This window comes from Mesorhizobium sp. M0016 (assembly GCF_040324035.1).
Classification (GTDB): domain Bacteria; phylum Pseudomonadota; class Alphaproteobacteria; order Rhizobiales; family Rhizobiaceae; genus Mesorhizobium.
Genome location: NZ_JAMYVM010000007.1, coordinates 88,429 through 105,241 on the forward strand (window position 1 = coordinate 88,429; position 16,813 = coordinate 105,241).

A 16,813-nucleotide genomic window follows, 5' to 3' on the forward strand; every position below is an offset into this window, starting at 1 on the left:
CCGGCAATCTAGTCAGTGCGGGCGTGCAATGCCGGGGCGGCGTCTGCCTTGGTTGGCAGCGGCTCTCTCGGGGCCGCTCCCGGCGACGATGTCGAACCCGGTTCGACTCGCTCCTCGGCGATGAGCCGGGCGCCACGCTCATAGGTCAGGTAGCGCCAGAGCCACTGGATCGAGACCTGAACGCGGTGCTGAAAACCGACGAGCAGGTAGACATGGATGAGCGCCCAGGCAGACCAGGCGAACCAGCCTTTCAGTTTCAGCCTACCCGATTCGAACACGGCAGCGTGGCGGCCGACAATGGCCGTGTTGCCTCGATTGCTGAAGACAAAAGCGGGCAGCGTATCGCCAGCATCTATCCGGCGTGCCAGTGCCTTGCCGAGGTGCTCGCCCTGCTGCTTGGCGACCTGGGCAAGACCCGGCAATGGCTGGCCGTTCCCGTCGAGGACCAGTGCGACGTCGCCAAGCGCGAAGACATCGGGATGGCCGACGACCTGCAGGTCGGATTCGACCTTCACCCGACCGCCGCGGTCGAGCCCGACACCAAGCTGGGCGACCAGCGGAGAAGCCGCCACCCCGGCGGCCCAGAGCGTCAAGGCCACCGGGATCACCTGGCCGCCGACGGTGATCTGATGCGCTTCGATCGCCTCGACCCGGTTGCCGAGCGCGACCTCGACGCCCAGGCTTTCAAGGCGCAGACGTGCATATCTGGAAAGCTCCGGGGCGAATCCGGCGAGCAGACGCTCGCCGGCTTCTACCAGTATGATCCTTGTCTTCTTGGGCCGGATGTTGCGGAAGTCGCGCGCCAGTGTGTGCCGGCTGAGTTCGGCGATCGAGCCCGCCAGTTCGACACCGGTCGGGCCGCCGCCGATAATGGCGATCGTCATCAGCCGGGATTGCTCGACTGGATCGGTGGTCCGTTCCGCGTGCTCGAACGATAGCAGCAGCCGTGACCGGATCGTGCGCGCGTCCTCGATGGTCTTCAAGCCGGGACAAACCCGAGCCCAGCTCTCCTGGCCGAAATAGAATGGCTGCGAACCGGTGGCCAAGACCAGGATGTCGTAGGGGACCGTGGTCCCATCGGCGAGCACCAGTATCCTGGCCTCGGTGACGATCTCGGTGACATCGCCGAAGAGGACCTGAACCGAGGGATAGCGGCCCAGGATCTTGCGGATTGGCTCGGCGATATCAGGCGCCGACAAGGCGGCGGTTGCAACCTGATAGAGCAAGGGCTGGAACAGGTGGTGATTGTGGCGGTCGATGATCGTCACCCCGATTTCCGCCTTGCCGAGCGCCTTGGCAACCTCCAGACCGGCAAAGCCTCCGCCGACCACGACGATGCGCGGTGTCAGGCTCCGGCCGTGGCTGCTCTCGGTGGCGAATTGCATGCTTGATACTCCCCTATCCCTGTCCGGAAGTCATAGCCTGGCAGGAGTGCCTCGCTGCCGGCTGGAGCTACTGCTCACTCCGGCGGCATCGGTCCAGGCAAGGCATCCGGCAATGACAGGCGTCGTGCTGACCACAAGGGCGCCGCGCGCGTGAAGAGCTACCAACCCGCGCCATGAGACGCGGTCGACCGCCCAGATGGTGCCGCTGGCGTCGACCCATTTGAGATGGGCGTCGGCGACTTCAACGGCCCGCATCATCGCCGCCGGTTCCATCCCGGCCCGAAAGACGATGATGGAATTGGCGGCACCGTTGAAGAACGGGCCGGCGCCGGCTGCCAGTCCCGCAAGCAGGACGATGCTGGTAAGCGCTGCCGAAGCACCGCGTGCCGGTCCGCCGCGGTTGGGCAGCACCAGCACCAACACAAGCGGCACGATGCCGAAGATGACCAGCCACGCAATATCCCAGGCGAGCGGCAAGTCGCTGTTCATCTTGATCCGGTGCAGACCCAGCAGCCAGTGAAACACGACGGCATCGACGACATGCCAGACGCCGAACCCGGCGAAGGCGAGCCGCAGGATCTCCGTGGTGGTCCCGGGCCGCGCGCCGGCCGCCCTCGCGGCCACCAGCAGCACCGTGCCGGCGACGGCGAGCACATACATGCAAAGATGGAAGAGGCCGTCGGCCATGATCTGGAAGCGCAGGTCGGAACCCACCGGATCGGCGACGCCCGAGAGAAGATGATGCCATTGCAGGATCTGATGCAGGACGATGCCGTCGAAGAAACCGCCGAGCGCGAAGCCGAGCAGCAGCCAGCCGGCTCGCGTTCTCGGGTCGAGTGTCGCGGTGATCGCGTCCATGTCAGGACCACCGGCTCCAGGCCGGGGCGTTCAGTTGCCTGGGCACCGACATGTCCGGCGGCATGGGGTCATGGAGACCATGACGCGCCTCGAGCCAGAAGGCGGATATCAGCCCACCAACCACCGTAGTCAGAACCAGTGTCGCAGCAATTATCGCCAGCATGGACGTCGATCCTCAGCCGCGCAGGGTCGGCCGCGCGGAACCTAACCGCGGCTTCCGTGGAATGTTCCTACCGCCGGTTCGGTGGAGGGAACAATCAAGTTCCAGCACGGTTCGATGCTGGCGACGGACGGCTCAAGCGGAGAAGGTCATGAACGAATATACGGCGGCAGATCCGGACGGTCTCGACAGCCACCAGCCGACCGGCATCACCCGATGGCTGTTTTCGACCAACCACAAGGACATCGGCACACTCTATCTGGTCTTCGCTTTCATCGCGGGGGTGATCGGCATGCTCTTGTCGGTGAGCATGCGAATCGAGCTGCAGCAACCCGGGATCCAGTTTTTCCCCGGACTGGCGTCGATGATCTACGGTTACCAGGGCGACGCGGCGATCGACGCCGGCAAGCAGCTTTACAACGTCTTCACCACGGCCCACGCGCTGATCATGATCTTCTACACTGTGATGCCCGCCCTGATCGGCGGCTTCGCCAACTGGATGGTTCCGATCATGATCGGCGCCCCCGACATGGCCTTCCCGCGCATGAACAACATCTCGTTCTGGCTGCTGCCGCCGGCATTGATGTTGCTTTTATTGTCGATCTTCATGCCCAGCGTCCCCGGCGGCTATGGCCCTGGGACCGGCTGGTTCCTGTACCCGCCGCTGTCGACCTCCGGCCATCCCGGTCCCGCCGTGGATCTGGTCATCCTGTCTCTGCACATTGCGGGCGCCTCCTCGATCCTGGGAGCCATCAACTTCATCACCACCATCTTCAACATGCGCGCGCCGGGGATGACCCTGCACAAGATGCCCCTGTTTGTGTGGTCGATCCTCATCACCGCCTTCCTGCTGCTGCTGGCTCTGCCGGTGCTGGCCGGCGCCATCACCATGCTCCTGACCGATCGCAATTTCGGAACCACGTTCTTCGCGCCGGACGGCGGAGGCGACCCGCTGCTGTACCAGCATCTCTTCTGGTTCTTCGGCCACCCGGAAGTCTACATCATGATCCTGCCGGCGTTCGGCATCGTCAGCCAGGTGATCTCGACCTTCTCGCGAAAGCCGATCTTCGGGTATCTCGGGATGGTCTACGCAATCGTGGCGATCGGGGTGATCGGCTTCGTCGTCTGGGCCCACCATATGTACACCAGCGGGATAGGCCTCGACACGCAGCGCTACTTCACCTTCGCCACGATGGTGATCGCAGTGCCGACCGGGATAAAAGTGTTCTCCTGGATTGCAACCATGTGGGGCGGTTCGGTCAGCCTGCGGACGCCGATGCTCTGGGCCCTCGGCTTCATATTCCTGTTCACCGTGGGCGGGGTGACGGGCGTTCAACTCGCAAATGCCGGCCTCGACCGTGAATTGCACGACACATACTTCGTCGTCGCGCATTTCCACTACATACTTTCACTGGGAGCGATCTTCGGCATCTTCGCGGGCTGGTATTACTGGTTTCCGAAAATGACGGGATATCTCTACAATCCGCTTCTGGCTGGGGTCCATTTCTGGACGACCTTCGTCGGCGTGAACCTCGTCTTCTTCCCCCATCACTTCCTTGGATTGGCGGGCATGCCGCGTCGCTATGTCGACTATCCCGACGCATTCGCCGGCTGGAACATGGTGTCCTCGTATGGATCGTACCTGTCGGCCGCGAGTGTCGTGATTTTCCTCTTCGGCATCTTGGAAGCTTTCTACCGGCAAAGAGCCGCCGGCATGAACCCATGGGGGCCAGGAGCTACCACATTGGAGTGGGAGCTGACCTCTCCACCCCCTTTCCATCAATGGGACAGGCTGCCGCAAATCAGATGAGGCCGGGTTGTCGAACTCCTTTGCGCAAGCAAGCCCGGTTCGCCGCTGAGGCGAACTTCAGCCTGCCGGTGGCAGACGCTGGCTGCAGCTGAGAACCGGATCGCTATCTGAAGCTGATTAACAGCACAGCGAACAAGCTTGCGAGCGCGACTGCCCAGCAGAACAACCAATTGGCGATCAGAAGAAGCGATTTGAGCACGGTGGCATGGCAGTAATCTTCGATGATCGATTGCATTCCAAGCCGCATGTGAACGCAGCTTACGAGAATGAAGCCAATAAGGGCTGGCGCGACATAGATCGATCCTACGACGCTGAGGACGGCGTCTCGAGGCTCACCGACCAGCATTATAACGATCGCGACGATGTAAATGACAAGGATCAACAGGGCAGCAGATGTCAGCCGCTCCAGCATGAACGTTTCGGTTCCGTGTTTCGCCGATCCAAGGCCCCGCACTCGAGCTAGCGGAGTTCTGATTGAGGGTCTGTCAGCCATGGCGTTTCCCCAAAATTACTTGGTTGCCTTGCGCGCAACTCAAGCTGTTGCTGTTTCGATGCCCGGGCCGCCGGTGCCGACGGATAGTGGGCAAGCACGGTCTCCAGTCGAGCAAGGCGGGCTTTGTGGGCGTTCAGTTCGTATCCTGAACGCCATCCAATTTGCCTGGGTCTGCCATCTCTGCATAGCTCGCTTTCAAGCAGCGAGATACGAAGGCGGACCGCGTCGATCTCGTTGACAAGCGCGGCCTTCACCGATTTTCGACTCTGCATGGCTGTAGTTCCGGTGCAAGGATGGTTCCAAACCTGACGCGTCTGGAAATGTTCCCGGGTGCCGAAGGCGTGCTGAAGATTAAATGCCTCAGTGCTGGACCCGCACAATGGGTCGCCATGAGCTAAAGCCGGGCACTAGCTCAACGGCCGCGATGTGCCCGGCGAATGCTTGTGAAAACGAGCGAACGCCTGGCCCGCCTCGTCCCGAGAGATAAGTAGCCCCTCAGAACAGCGGCCGCACGTGGCCGAGATGACCAGAGGGTGTTCTTGGCCCAACATATGTTAACGGCCACTTTTGTTTCTCTCTCCTGCAAAAATATTTGGACTGAAAGGCCGGGAACTAACCGATCCTCCGGATGTTGCGGAGTTAGTCAGGAGAAACGGACTATGTCGGACAAAGAAATTCATCGGGGCGCCTCGCGTTTTCGCCCTATCCGCGTCGTGGATGCCCGCGTGTTTCGCGGGCCGCACCTCTATAGCATGACGCCAATGGTCCAGATTAGGATCGACCTCGGAGCCCTTGAGGCGTTCCCGACAGACAAACTGCCCGGGTTTTCCGAACAAATCGTCCGACTGTTGCCCGGCCTTGCGGGCCATGGCTGCAGCTATGGCGCCGCCGGCGGCTTCGTCCGCCGCATGCAGGAAGGAACTTGGCTCGGCCACGTCGTCGAGCATGTCGCCCTGGAACTGCAGAGCATGCTCGGTCACCGGGTGACACGAGGAAAGACACGGTCGGTCAAAGGCAGTCCGGGCACTTATAACGTCATGTTCGCCTACAAGGACGAGCTTGTCGGGCTGCTCGCCGGGCGCGTCGCGCTCGAACTGGTGGACAGCCTGCTGCCGGCCAATCTGCATGGTGTCGAGGGGCTCGGCGACATTGCGGAAACGCAGGGGCCATTCGAGTTCGCAGCCAGGCTGCAGCAGCTCAAGCTTCTGGCCGCCGAGCGTGCCTTGGGGCCTACGACTGCTTCCTTGGTGCGCGAGGCCGAGAGGCGAGGCATTCCGGCGGCGCGGATCGACGACAGCAGCCTCGTGCTGTTTGGTCACGGAAAGCATCAGAAGCGCATCCGCGCCAGTTGCAGTGACCTCACTTCCGAGATTGCGACCGAGATCGCCTCGGATAAGGACCTGACCAAATTCCTGCTGCAACAGGCCGGCCTGCCGGTGCCACGCGGGGAGCTGGTGCGATCGGCGCAGGACGCAGTCGCGGCGGCAGCACGGCTGGGCTACCCCGTGGTCACCAAACCACTCGATGGCAATCATGGAAGCGGCGTCAACATCGGTCTCGCAACAGAAGACGAGGTCCGCTGGGGCTTCGAACAGGCGCGAGAACACAGCCGCAGCGTTATCGTCGAGCAGCATTTCGTCGGCTCGGACCACAGGATCCTGGTGATCGGCGGAAAGGTGGTGGCGCTTGCCGAGAGGGTTCCGGCCCATGTGGTCGGCGATGGCCGGAGTTCTGTCGCCGAACTCGTCGAGGAGACGAACCGCGACCCACGAAGGGGAGAGGGCCATTCCTCGGTATTGACCCGCATCGAGATCGACGAATGTGTCGAGCATTTCCTGTCAAAATCGCAGCTCACCCTGTCGAGCGTTCCAGCGCCGGGTCAAATGGTGCTCTTGCGGCCCACCGCCAATCTCTCCACCGGTGGGACCGCGATCGACCGGACGGAAGAAATCCATCCCGAAAACGCGCTGATCGCCAGGCGGGCGGCACAGATCGTCGGCCTCGACATTGCCGGGATCGACTTCGTCTGTCCCGACATCTCACGGCCGGTGAGCGAAACCGGCGGCGGCATCATAGAGGTGAATGCCGGTCCTGGCTTTCGCATGCATCTCGAACCCTCGTCGGGGCGCGCCCGCAACGTCGCACGGCCCGTGCTCGATCTTCTCTTCAAAGGCGGCAAGGACGGCCGGATTCCGATCTTCGCGATCACGGGAACCAACGGCAAGTCGACCACTGCCCGGATGCTGGCGCACATCCTGCAGGCGAATGGGGCAACCGTCGGGCTCACCTCCACCACCGGCGTCTACTTGAACGGCGAGCGGATCATGACAGGGGACTGCTCCGGTCCGCAGAGCGCCAGGATCGTGCTGCGCGAGCCGGGTGTCGATGTCGCGGTGCTGGAATGTGCGCGCGGCGGCATCCTGCGCGAAGGGCTTGCCTTCGATGCATGCGATGTTGGCGCGGTTCTGAACGTCCACGGCGACCATCTCGGGCTGAGGGGCATCGACACGATCGAGGACCTGGCGGAGGTGAAATCGGTCGTGGTCGAGTCCGTCCGCCGCGGCGGATGGAGCATTCTTAATGCCGACGACGTCCACACGTCCGCAATGTCGCGAGATGCCGGCGGCAGGATCTGCTACTTCTCGCTGGCGAGCAGGAGCGAGTGGCCCGGTTTCTTGCGCAGCCACCTGGCGGAAGGCGGCCGCGCCGTGACGCGGGAGCCCAGCAGCGACGGCTGGGACATTTTCATCCACGAGGATGGGGAATCGATGTTCCTGATGAGCGTCGACGAAATTCCCGCGACCTTCGAGGGTTCGGCCGAATTCAACGTTGCCAACAGCCTGGCAGCCGTCGCTATGGCGCATTGCCACGACGTTCCGGCGGCAACGATCCGGGCGGCGCTGGCGGAGTTTGGCACCTCGTTCGAGCAATCTCCCGGTCGCCTCAACGTCTTCGACGGGCATGGTTTCCGCACGATCGTCGACTATGCGCACAATCCGGAGGGGCTGAGGGCGCTCGGAAAGCTCGTTTCCCACATGAGGCGCGGCTATCAGCGCACGATCGGCCTGGTCGCCATACCGGGCGACCGCCGCGATTGCGACATCCGCGAGATGGGCGCGATCGCTTCGCGGATATTCGACGTCATCGTCTTCAAGGAGGATGAGCAGGAGCTGCGCGGCCGAGCCCCCGGAGCGATCGCCGGCTTGCTGCGGGAAGGTGCCTTGAACGCCGGCTGCGCCCCAGGCCGCATTCACGCCGTCTGTCCCGAGAAGGAGGCCGTCGACGTGTGTCTCCGGCTTGCACGGGAAAACGACCTTGTCGTGCTGACCGTCGACGACGTTGAAGCCGTGTGGCGGCAAGTAACCGGCTTCGGAGGCGCGACGCCTTCGAGGGGAGGGCCCGATCAGACCCATATTCGCCATCTGAGGGCTGGCTGATGTGGTCGCTGATCCTGCACGGCGGCGCCAAGGAGATCGATCCGCAAGAGGAGGAGGCGCATCGCAACGGATGCATCGAGGCGCTCGAGGCAGGTCGGGCCGTCCTGGCCGGCGGCGGAACGGCGGTCGATGCCGTGGAAGCTGCCGGTCGCGTCCTCGAGGCCGACCCGACATTCAATGCGGGATATGGAAGTGCCCTCAATTCGGACGGCGAGGTCGAGATGTGCGCTGGCCTGATGGAGGGCAGGGACTTCAATGTAGGTGCCGTCGCAGTGATCAAGGGCGTGCGCCATCCAATCAGTGTCGCCAAGGCCATGCTGCATGAGGAGCCGATCCTGCTGGCGTCGGAGGGGGCCCGGCGTTTCGCCGCCGACAAGCAGCTGGAGCTTTGCGATCCGGCGGATTTGATCACGCCGCAGCAGCGCGACGTCTCCAGCAAGTCGGAGGCGAAGGATACGATCGGTGTGGTTGCCCTGGATCAGTACGGGGACATCGCCGTGGGCACTTCGACCGGCGGACTGGACGGCAGTGCTCCGGGTCGTGTGGGGGATTCTCCGCAACCCGGTTGCGGCTACTATGCCGACAACCAATTGGGAGCCGTCGCCTTCTCGGGAGACGGTGAGCATATTGCGCGAAAGGCTCTCGCGGCCCGTGTCATGCAGGCACTCTCGGCGCGGCAGGCATTGTCCTCGGGGCAGGCTGAAGGCGGCCTGGAGCAGGTGCTGAATCCCGCGCTCAAGGAAGTCGAGGCGATCGGCGGCGAAGCCGGAGCCATCGTGCTTACCGCGACCGGCGTGTCTGGATGGGCGCATAACAGCAGGGAGTTCGCAGTCGCATTCATGACCAGCGAGGACAACCACCCACACGTTTTCCTGCGCAAGAAAGACGTGGACAAATGACCGACAAGAAGAAAAAACGATCCTCGAACGGTAAAGCCGGAACGCTCGTCATCATCGGCGGCCACGAGGACCATGATGGCGATCGTGTCATCTTGAAGGAGGTGGCGAGCCTGGTTCCGAACGGCCGCCTGGTGCTTGCCACCATCGCGTCTCATGAGCCGGATGGCTATCTCGAGAAGTATCAGAGGTCCTTCGGTGAACTGGGCATCAAGGATGTCATCGAGCTCTACGTCAACGACCGCCTCGAGGCAGCTCATGAAAAGAAAATAAGTGCGCTTGCAGACGTGAGCGCGGTGTTCTTCTCCGGCGGCGACCAGCTCCGCATCACCAGCCAGATCGGCGACACGCCCATCGACGAGCGGGTGCACGAAATCTATGAAGCCGGAGGCGTCATTGCCGGCACCTCCGCGGGCGCGTCGGTCATGAGCGACACGATGATGGTGAAGGGGCCGAACGCAGCGTCCTTTCGGATCGGCCACATTCGCATGGCGCCGGGACTGGGCCTGCTGCCGAACGTCATTATCGACCAGCACTTTGCGGAACGTGGCCGCATTGGGCGGCTCATCGGGGCGGTGTCGCAGAACCCGCGCGTCCTCGGCATCGGCATTGATGAAGACACCGCGATCGTGGTGAAGGGCGAGATGTTCAAGGTCATTGGCAGCGGCGCTGTCTATCTGGTCGACGCAGCCGGCGTGACGCATTCCAACATCGCGGAAGGTGAGCCTGATGCCGCCCTTTCCATCCATGATCTTAGGGTTCACGTGCTGAGCTCAGGCGACGGGTTCGATCTTGCGCTGCGACGGCCGGTGGGGATTCCTTAAGACTTCGCCGCACTCAAGCTGATGGTGTGGCGCGGTCCGCGTACCGCGAAAACCGTATATGAGGCAGTTCTCCTATTTGAAGTCGCCCAACCAGGATTGTCGCGTTGTTGCGGGCCCGGCAGGATTACGGACGGCCTCTCTCGGCTCGAATCCCGCAAAGCTGAAGACCTTCGCTCACCCGGCGTTCTGCCGAGCTAGCCCCGGCGGCGACTGGCCTGAATGGCAGCAAAGGTTACCGGACGAAACCCCCATGCGTCGACGCCGACATCATGCTGGCGCGTCATCGGCTTCAGACGACCGTGCGAATGACCGTGCAGGTTTACCGACCTCTTGCCGATCTGGTTCCAGGTGCGAAAAGGATAGTGGCACAGAACCAGCAAGCTGCCCTCGACAAGAAGCTCCATGTAGTGGTGCACGCTCGCCCAGGCCGGGTCGCCAATGGTGGCGGCGCCATCATTGTTGCCAATTATCAGGTGCTTGGACCCGTTAAGAGACGACAGCAGTGAAGACACGGTCTCGGCTGGACCCTTGGCGAAATCGCCGAGGTGCCAGACCTCGTCGTTCGGGCCAACCGTTTCGTTCCAAAACGCAACCAGCGCCTGGTCATGCTCGACCAACGAGGCGAAGGGACGCCGGTCGAGGCGCAGAATGCGCGGATCGTTGAAATGCGTATCGGAAGTGAAGAAGATCATGCGCCGCGGCCGGCTGCGACGCGCGACCGGCGGTCGCCTCTAACTGCCGGAGCGCTCTTCGGCTTCATCATCGATCCCGATCGGGGCTTCCCTGAGCATCTTGAGTGCCTCTTCCTTCGTAAGGCCGCACTTGCGCGCGAAGTAGAGCGCCTCGATCGCCTTTTCGCGATCCGCCGTGGATTTTGCGTGCTGTTTGGGCTTTTTGCCCATCGTTCTCTGCCACCTTCCGAGGCCACCAAACCATCACAGTGCCGCGTTGTTCCCGTGCATGGGCTGACCTGCCGGACTGCGCGAATGCCGATGTCGCCGACACCGCGCGAGCCCCGGACAGCGCGTATATCAGCCGGCTCGCGACAACGGCGGAGCGACTCCAACCCCGACAGCGTGAATTCAAACGAAAGCCCGCGCCGTGGGAGGGGCCGGCGCGGGCGATCGGGCTACCGATCTTGCAGCGCGGGGGTCGACCGCTGCATGGCTCGAACTGTGCAAGCGAGCATTTGTTCCGGGCCGCATGCAAAGCATCGGCGTTTCATTGCAATTCTGGGGGACACAACCAGCATTTCGCTTCAGTCCGCCGCCGATGTGGGAGGATGAATACCGCCTTGCGCTAATTCGTCCGCCCTGGACACGAAACCAACCGCGCATTGAGCGCGTAGCTTCGGCGATTTAAAAACACCTGCACTGGAATATTTCCGGGCGCATGGAACATCTCCGGCCGCTGATGTTTAGGCCGGAATGACGATGATCTCTGTTCTTACAATGATTTACTCTCTCGCCATCTTTATCGGCGCGAAGCGGCGCAACCTCTTGGTGAATGCGAAACTCGATAGAGTTTTGCGCAATATGGCTGGCGCAGAACTGAATCAACGTGGCCAGTAAACCGCAACACCGCCGGTTCCAGTTCACAGCCAGTGTCCTCGCGGCCGCTACCTCGGTTCGGGTGGCAAGCGGCTCGGCAGGACTGCAAGGGCCGCCCCCTCTGGGCTGGCTGGTGCGTGGTCGACCCGATTTCGTCGATGAGGGCGGAGCACGCTGGCTCGAAGTGGGGAGCCGCGTCCACGATCCCCGCACCGGGGCACGCACCTTAGGTCCGGCCCACGCGAGTGGCTTCGGAGGACCAATCCATGAACGATGATGATCCTATAGATTCGCTCGCCAATGCAATTCGTCATCGCAGCGCAATTTTGTTTGTGGGGGCGGGGGTATCGATCAGCGTCGGACTTCCGTCTTGGGAGAAACTCATCGAGCGAATGGCAAAGGAGCTCGGCGTCGACGATGAATTTTCCACGCGACGCGATCGTTTTCAGACCTTGGCCGAATACTATCGGATCAAGCATGGCAGCATCGGACCACTTCGCAGTTGGATGGACAGAAACTGGTCTGTCGCCAAGGAACGGATTGAGAAATCGGAATTGCACCGTCTCATCGTGACGCTCGATTTTCCCGTCATCTACACGACGAACTATGACCGGAACCTGGAACTCGCTTTTGAAATCCACGGTCGAGAGTACGTGAAAGTGGCCAACGCACGGCACGTTGCGCAGGCCCGTCGAGGCGTAACGCACATCGTGAAATTTCACGGCGACTTTGACGAGGACTCTTCCCTTGTCCTCACCGAAACCGACTATCTTGACCGCCTGTCCTTCAATTCTCCCCTTGACGTGCGCTTTCGCTCGGATGCTCTCGGCAGCACGATCCTGTTCATTGGCTATAGCCTCTCCGATCCAAACATTCGGTTGCTGTTGCACCGGCTTTGGCAGACCTGGCACCGGTCTGGATATGAGAAAGATCGTCCCCCTTCGTTCATCTTCATGCCCAGCCGCAACCCTGTGGAGGAGGCCGTGCTTGGGCGCTGGGGTATTTCGGTGCTCGTTGGCGCAGGTGATGATCCTGAAGCCGGTCTGACGGATTTCCTCAGGCGTTTGGTGGAAGCGGTGGCGGTGACCTGAGGCGCGCTCCCCAGTGGACCGTAGTTGGGTTTTCTCAGGTGCGCTGTGACCGACGCACCAGATCGTGGCCGACAGGCGCCAGATCGGCGACTGTTGGAGCCAGACTTCCACAATCAATCCCGCAGCGATCATCTTGGCGTGAAGTCGATCTCCGGCGTCAATTGCCGGCAATATGCACAAACCAAGTCAATCGTCGTTTGCACATCATCCAGGCAAACAACTTCGGACGGGGTATGCATGTAACGCAAAGGCACGGAGAGCACCCCACTTGCCACGCCGCCTCGGTTCTGCTGCATGACACGCGCGTCGGTAGGGCTTGAGCTGCCCACCGCCTGAAGCTGATAAGGTAGGCCCTCTTTCTCGGCCACCGACTTCAGCAGTTTGAACACCACCGGGTTGGTGTTCGCGCCTTGAGTGATTGCCGGCCCTTTCCCAAGATCCAGTTTGCCCTGATCCTCGGCGCGAGCGCGCGGATAGTCCATTGCCACGCCCATATCGATTGCGAGGCCGGTTCGAGGCGCGATGTTGAACGCTGAGGTCATCGCGCCTCGGGAACCAATTTCCTCTTGAACCGTACCCAGGATATAGAGGCCCACGCCGGGGTGAACGCCTCCCTCCTCGGAGAGGCAGCGCAGGACCTCGGCGCCGATGAGGAGGCCGACCTTGTTGTCGAACGCTCGTCCGACAGCAAGGTTGCCCTGTAGCGCCGCTAACTCGCCGTGGATAGTGACCGCGCTGCCGACCTCTACGACCTTCAACGCTTCCTCTCGCGAACTCGCGCCGATATCGATCCACAGTTCCATCAGCCAGGGAGTTTGAGACGTGTCAGAGGCTTTGAAGGTCTGGATTGCTTTGCGACCTACGACGCCCAGGATCGGCTCCTTGCCGTGCACCCAGACACGCTGGCCGATTTCAGTGGCAACATCCGTTCCACCTATGGTGCTGAAGAAAAGAAAGCCGTCATCGTCGATGTAATGGACGATGAAGCCGACCTCATCCATGTGCCCGGCATACATGAAGCGCATAGACGCCTCAGGATTGATGATCGCTGTGACATTGCCCATGACGTCCGTCGTCAACCTGTGGGCATACGGACGAACATACTCGCGGAAAAGCTCCGCTACGGGTTGCTCAAACCCGCTCGGCGACGGGGTCGCCACAATTTCCTTCAAGAACTTGAGTGATTCATCGCGCATCAAGCTGACTTTCACGGTTCAAGGGGTGGAGGGCCATTCGAGCATGGTCATACTCGTCGGGCTTCGCGCCAATTTTGGCCTTCTTCGGTGCGATCGCCCGCGAATTGGTCAGCCCAAGGCAGGTTGTGGAGCCAGGCTTCGCGCCGGGGGGTCCAAAGCTCGTATGTCGGGAGAAGGTCGTTTGGCGCATCATCGAGAGTGCCGGTCATGATCTCGGCTTCGTCGTCGCGGAGATTCACCACGCGCGACCCGCATGCCGGACAAAAACCTCTGCCGTTGAACGCCGCAAGCTCGCCCTTGCACTGGTAAGCCGACCGCGGCCACACGGCAAAGGCACTGTAGGTGCTGCCGCTGGTTCGCTTGCAATCCTGGCAATGACACAAGCCAACGCCCAACGGCGCGCCGGTAACAACATACCTCACAGACCCGCAAAGACAGCCGCCGGTCCGCTCTATCTTGTCAACCTCGTCGTTCATGGTCGCCGCCGACATGAGTGAGGGAAGCGTGTTGGACTCCGCTCTGCTGTTTGCATCGAGGCATCAAGTTAATGGGCAATGTCTTCAACAAGGCCTAGCTCCAAAGCTCTTGCTGCCATCAGGTAGCAGCTGTTCAGGGCATGGTCGCGCAGCTCTTCCAGCGATGTTCGAGAACCTTGGACGAGATCGGCGAACCCTTCATTCTCGAGTCGCTCTGCCGTTTCCAACAGCGCAAGTTGTTCGCGAACGATCTGAAGACAGCTTCGAATTGGTCCATTCAGAACCAAGTCTTTCTCAAGCCTTCTTTCATGAATCAGCAGGACTGCTTGCGGGCAAAGGAACCTGCAGGCTTTCGGGAAAGCGGCAAGGACCGTTACCCCGGCAGAGTAAACCGTATTCTTGCCAATGATGTAGCCGTTGCGGCCCGAGTGTTTCAGAAAAAGTTTGAACTCTAGAGCTAGACGTCGCGCGCCGTCGGCGTCGCCTCCGGGCGTGTCGATTTCAACGTAGAGATCGTCTTCCCCGGAACGCACGGCTTTCAAATCGTCCAAGGCTTTGGTGACGACAGTATCATCAATCAAGCCGTGTATACGCAAGTTTGGATCGAACAAAAGCCGGTGAAGGTCTGGAGCGGGCGGCGGGGAGACGGTGTGTTCGGCTGACTGGGGCAACAGGTCCATATAGGCATCCTCATTATGGGGGCCGAACTTAGTTGGTACCCTTTTGTTCCCTTGAGGGAGTTCGAGCGGTGGTGATCACAGCCGCGTCTCTCGGCGGCTGTGGAGCTCCCTCTTTCATTGCAGATCCTTTTCGCACCAAGCCCGGTAGAGGCACCTCAGCCGCTAGGTTGGCTCCATGGGCATATCGGGCATTTGCCGGAGCTGACGCAGTCGCTTTGCTGATTTCTGCCACGTCCGGAACCAGTCCTGTGGACGGTTGAACTCGACGGCCTCAATGGTTCCCGGCTGCTGCCTTCCGGACCCCTGCGGTCGGGCTATTTTTCCTGGCCGTGCCATTTTTCCGGGGGGCTGAAACAAACAGCTTTGTTGGCAGTTCTAGCGTCCGGAGCACCGGCTCCGCGCGGCGCGGCCGAGCGGCCGGGGCTGTCCGGCAGGAGGTCCAGCAATGTCTCACGATATGCAAAGACGATTTGCAACGCGCTTGATCGCGGTTGCGCTGATGCTCTCGGCCAGTGGCGTGGCGCCTGTCCTGGCCCAGGATACCCCGACCGACTTCACAGCGATCATCCAGCAGAAATTGCCGGCCGTGGTCGCGATCACGACCCGGGAGGTTGTCCAGGACCAGACGACGGCGGGCGACTTTACAAGTCCGTTCGACGGCCAGGGCCTCGGACCCGTTCAGCCGCAGGTGAGGGAGGCGCTTGGCTCCGGATTTGTGATCAGTGCTGACGGCTACATCGTCACCAACAACCATGTCGTTGCCGATGCGACAGAGATCCATGTCGTATTTTCCGACAAGGAAACGGCGCCGGCGCAATTGGTCGGCCGTGACCCCGCCACCGATATAGCGGTGCTGAAGGTCGACCCGCGGCCCAACATGACCACGACCAAATGGGGTGACTCGGATGCAATGCAGCCGGGCGCATGGACAATCGCGATCGGCAGTCCCTTTGGGCTCGGAGGGACTGTCACTGTCGGCGTTCTTTCGGCCCGCTCGCGAGACATTCAAGCCGGGCCGTACGACGATTTTCTCCAGACGGACGCGTCGATCAATCGAGGCAACTCGGGCGGTCCGCTGTTCAATGCACGTGGCGAGGTGATCGGCGTCAACACCGCCATCGTCTCGCCGTCGGGCGGCAGCATCGGGATCGGATTTGCGGTGCCATCGCGCACCGCCCAGAGCATCGCCGACCAGTTGATCAGAACCGGCCGGATCGAGCGTGGCTTCATCGGGGTCCGCCTGCAGGACATCACGCCGTCGCTGGCTGAGGCCCTCGGGATGAAGGATGACAAGGGCGCGCTGGTTGCTTCGGTCGAGCCCGGCAGCCCGGCGGAGAAAGCCGGCTTGAAGCCGGGTGACGTGATCACCCGGTTCAACGGCAAGGGCATTGAGGGTGTCCATGACCTCACGCTTGCGACGGCTAGCCAGAAGCCTGGCAGCAAGGCCACTCTGACACGGAGTAACGGCGGCAAGGACCAGGAGATCGCGCTTGTCATCGGTGAGCGCAAGGATGCGGAGGTGAAGACCGGCGCTGTTCCCGACAAGAAGTCGGCGGCAGAAGGCCTCGGCCTATCGCTCAGCCCGATTCCGGATCAGGCGCGTCAGCAGCTCGGCATCAAATCAGGAACGACCGGCGTCTTCGTCGTGGAAGTGGTTCCCGATGGCCTTGCCGCCCGGAGCGGATTGCAGCCGGGCGATGTCATCATATCGGCCAACAATCGCCGGGTGACGGAGCCTTCGGACATCGTCGAGGAGTGGGCGAACTCTCGCCGGCAGAGCAAGCCCATCCTGTTTCGGCTGGAAAGGCAGGGGCAGTCCGTGTTCGTGGCGGTCGCCGGGAAATGACCGTCTCCAGGACGACCATGTGACTGCACCACGATCCGCTTGCGGATCCCGCTCCAAGGGTGTCGGACCCCAGGTGCACCGGGGAAGCATCGCCGCAGAAAGTCTGCGGGA

General features: G+C 61.7%; 14 protein-coding genes. 6 read left to right on the top strand and 8 right to left on the bottom strand.

Annotated features, from left to right (window positions below; all coding sequences use genetic code 11):
* Positions 1–8: 8 nt before the first annotated feature.
* Positions 9–1,385: an NAD(P)/FAD-dependent oxidoreductase gene (locus NKJ88_RS12840; protein WP_352444206.1), complete on the bottom strand. Its 1,377-nt coding sequence runs from the start codon at positions 1,383–1,385 to the stop codon at positions 9–11.
* Positions 1,386–1,415: 30 nt separating this feature from the next.
* Entirely contained in the window at positions 1,416–2,243 is an 828-nt protein-coding gene (locus tag NKJ88_RS12845; RefSeq protein WP_352444208.1) for a DUF2243 domain-containing protein, read from the bottom strand.
* A 311-nt stretch (positions 2,244–2,554) separates the two neighbouring features.
* Here NKJ88_RS12845 and ctaD point away from each other — a divergent pair, with 311 nt between their 5' ends.
* Positions 2,555–4,213, top strand: a complete 1,659-nt coding sequence (gene ctaD / locus NKJ88_RS12850) for a cytochrome c oxidase subunit I (RefSeq protein ID WP_023693467.1) — start codon at positions 2,555–2,557, stop codon at positions 4,211–4,213.
* A 103-nt stretch (positions 4,214–4,316) separates the two neighbouring features.
* On the opposite strand, the gene sdhD is transcribed toward ctaD, so the two are convergent.
* Positions 4,317–4,706, bottom strand: coding sequence for a succinate dehydrogenase, hydrophobic membrane anchor protein (sdhD, locus tag NKJ88_RS12855; protein WP_023688545.1), 390 nt, complete (start codon positions 4,704–4,706; stop codon positions 4,317–4,319).
* A gap of 659 nt (positions 4,707–5,365) precedes the next feature.
* Here sdhD and cphA point away from each other — a divergent pair.
* The 3 genes from cphA to NKJ88_RS12870 are packed head-to-tail and all read left to right on the top strand — an operon-like array spanning position 5,366 to position 9,863.
* The gene (gene cphA, locus NKJ88_RS12860; protein WP_352444210.1) at positions 5,366–8,143 is read left to right on the top strand and encodes a cyanophycin synthetase; all 2,778 of its coding nucleotides are present in this window, start codon (positions 5,366–5,368) and stop codon (positions 8,141–8,143) included.
* The gene (locus tag NKJ88_RS12865; protein ID WP_023696172.1) at positions 8,143–9,042 is read left to right on the top strand and encodes an isoaspartyl peptidase/L-asparaginase family protein; all 900 of its coding nucleotides are present in this window, start codon (positions 8,143–8,145) and stop codon (positions 9,040–9,042) included. The genes cphA and NKJ88_RS12865 overlap by 1 nt, the downstream gene beginning before the upstream one ends.
* Positions 9,039–9,863, top strand: a complete 825-nt coding sequence (locus tag NKJ88_RS12870) for a cyanophycinase (RefSeq protein ID WP_023688542.1) — start codon at positions 9,039–9,041, stop codon at positions 9,861–9,863. Before NKJ88_RS12865 ends, NKJ88_RS12870 begins: the two co-directional genes overlap by 4 nt.
* A 194-nt stretch (positions 9,864–10,057) precedes the next feature.
* Here the strand turns inward: NKJ88_RS12870 and NKJ88_RS12875 are convergent, their stop codons facing one another.
* Positions 10,058–10,555 carry a hydrolase gene (locus tag NKJ88_RS12875; protein ID WP_023702861.1) on the bottom strand — a complete coding sequence of 166 codons (498 nt, stop codon included), beginning with the start codon at positions 10,553–10,555 and terminating at the stop codon, positions 10,058–10,060.
* 39 nt (positions 10,556–10,594) lie between these two features.
* Positions 10,595–10,765, bottom strand: a complete 171-nt coding sequence (locus NKJ88_RS12880) for a hypothetical protein (RefSeq protein ID WP_023672674.1) — start codon at positions 10,763–10,765, stop codon at positions 10,595–10,597.
* A 914-nt stretch (positions 10,766–11,679) separates the two neighbouring features.
* Here NKJ88_RS12880 and NKJ88_RS12885 point away from each other — a divergent pair.
* A complete protein-coding gene (locus NKJ88_RS12885) occupies positions 11,680–12,504 on the top strand; it encodes an SIR2 family NAD-dependent protein deacylase (RefSeq protein WP_023672672.1) in 825 nt (274 codons plus the stop codon).
* 128 nt (positions 12,505–12,632) lie between these two features.
* On the opposite strand, the gene NKJ88_RS12890 is transcribed toward NKJ88_RS12885, so the two are convergent.
* From NKJ88_RS12890 to NKJ88_RS12900, 3 genes are all read right to left on the bottom strand, one after another.
* A complete protein-coding gene (locus NKJ88_RS12890; RefSeq protein WP_352444389.1) occupies positions 12,633–13,700 on the bottom strand; it encodes a M42 family metallopeptidase in 1,068 nt (355 codons plus the stop codon).
* A 47-nt stretch (positions 13,701–13,747) separates the two neighbouring features.
* Positions 13,748–14,176: a GFA family protein gene (locus NKJ88_RS12895; RefSeq protein ID WP_352444213.1), complete on the bottom strand. Its 429-nt coding sequence runs from the start codon at positions 14,174–14,176 to the stop codon at positions 13,748–13,750.
* Between the two features lie 68 nt (positions 14,177–14,244).
* Positions 14,245–14,856: an ATP-dependent Clp protease proteolytic subunit gene (locus NKJ88_RS12900; RefSeq protein ID WP_023672669.1), complete on the bottom strand. Its 612-nt coding sequence runs from the start codon at positions 14,854–14,856 to the stop codon at positions 14,245–14,247.
* A gap of 445 nt (positions 14,857–15,301) precedes the next feature.
* Between NKJ88_RS12900 and NKJ88_RS12905 the strand changes: the two genes are divergently transcribed.
* Positions 15,302–16,702, top strand: a complete 1,401-nt coding sequence (locus NKJ88_RS12905; RefSeq protein ID WP_023707500.1) for a Do family serine endopeptidase — start codon at positions 15,302–15,304, stop codon at positions 16,700–16,702.
* The last annotated feature ends 111 nt before the right edge of the window (positions 16,703–16,813 follow it).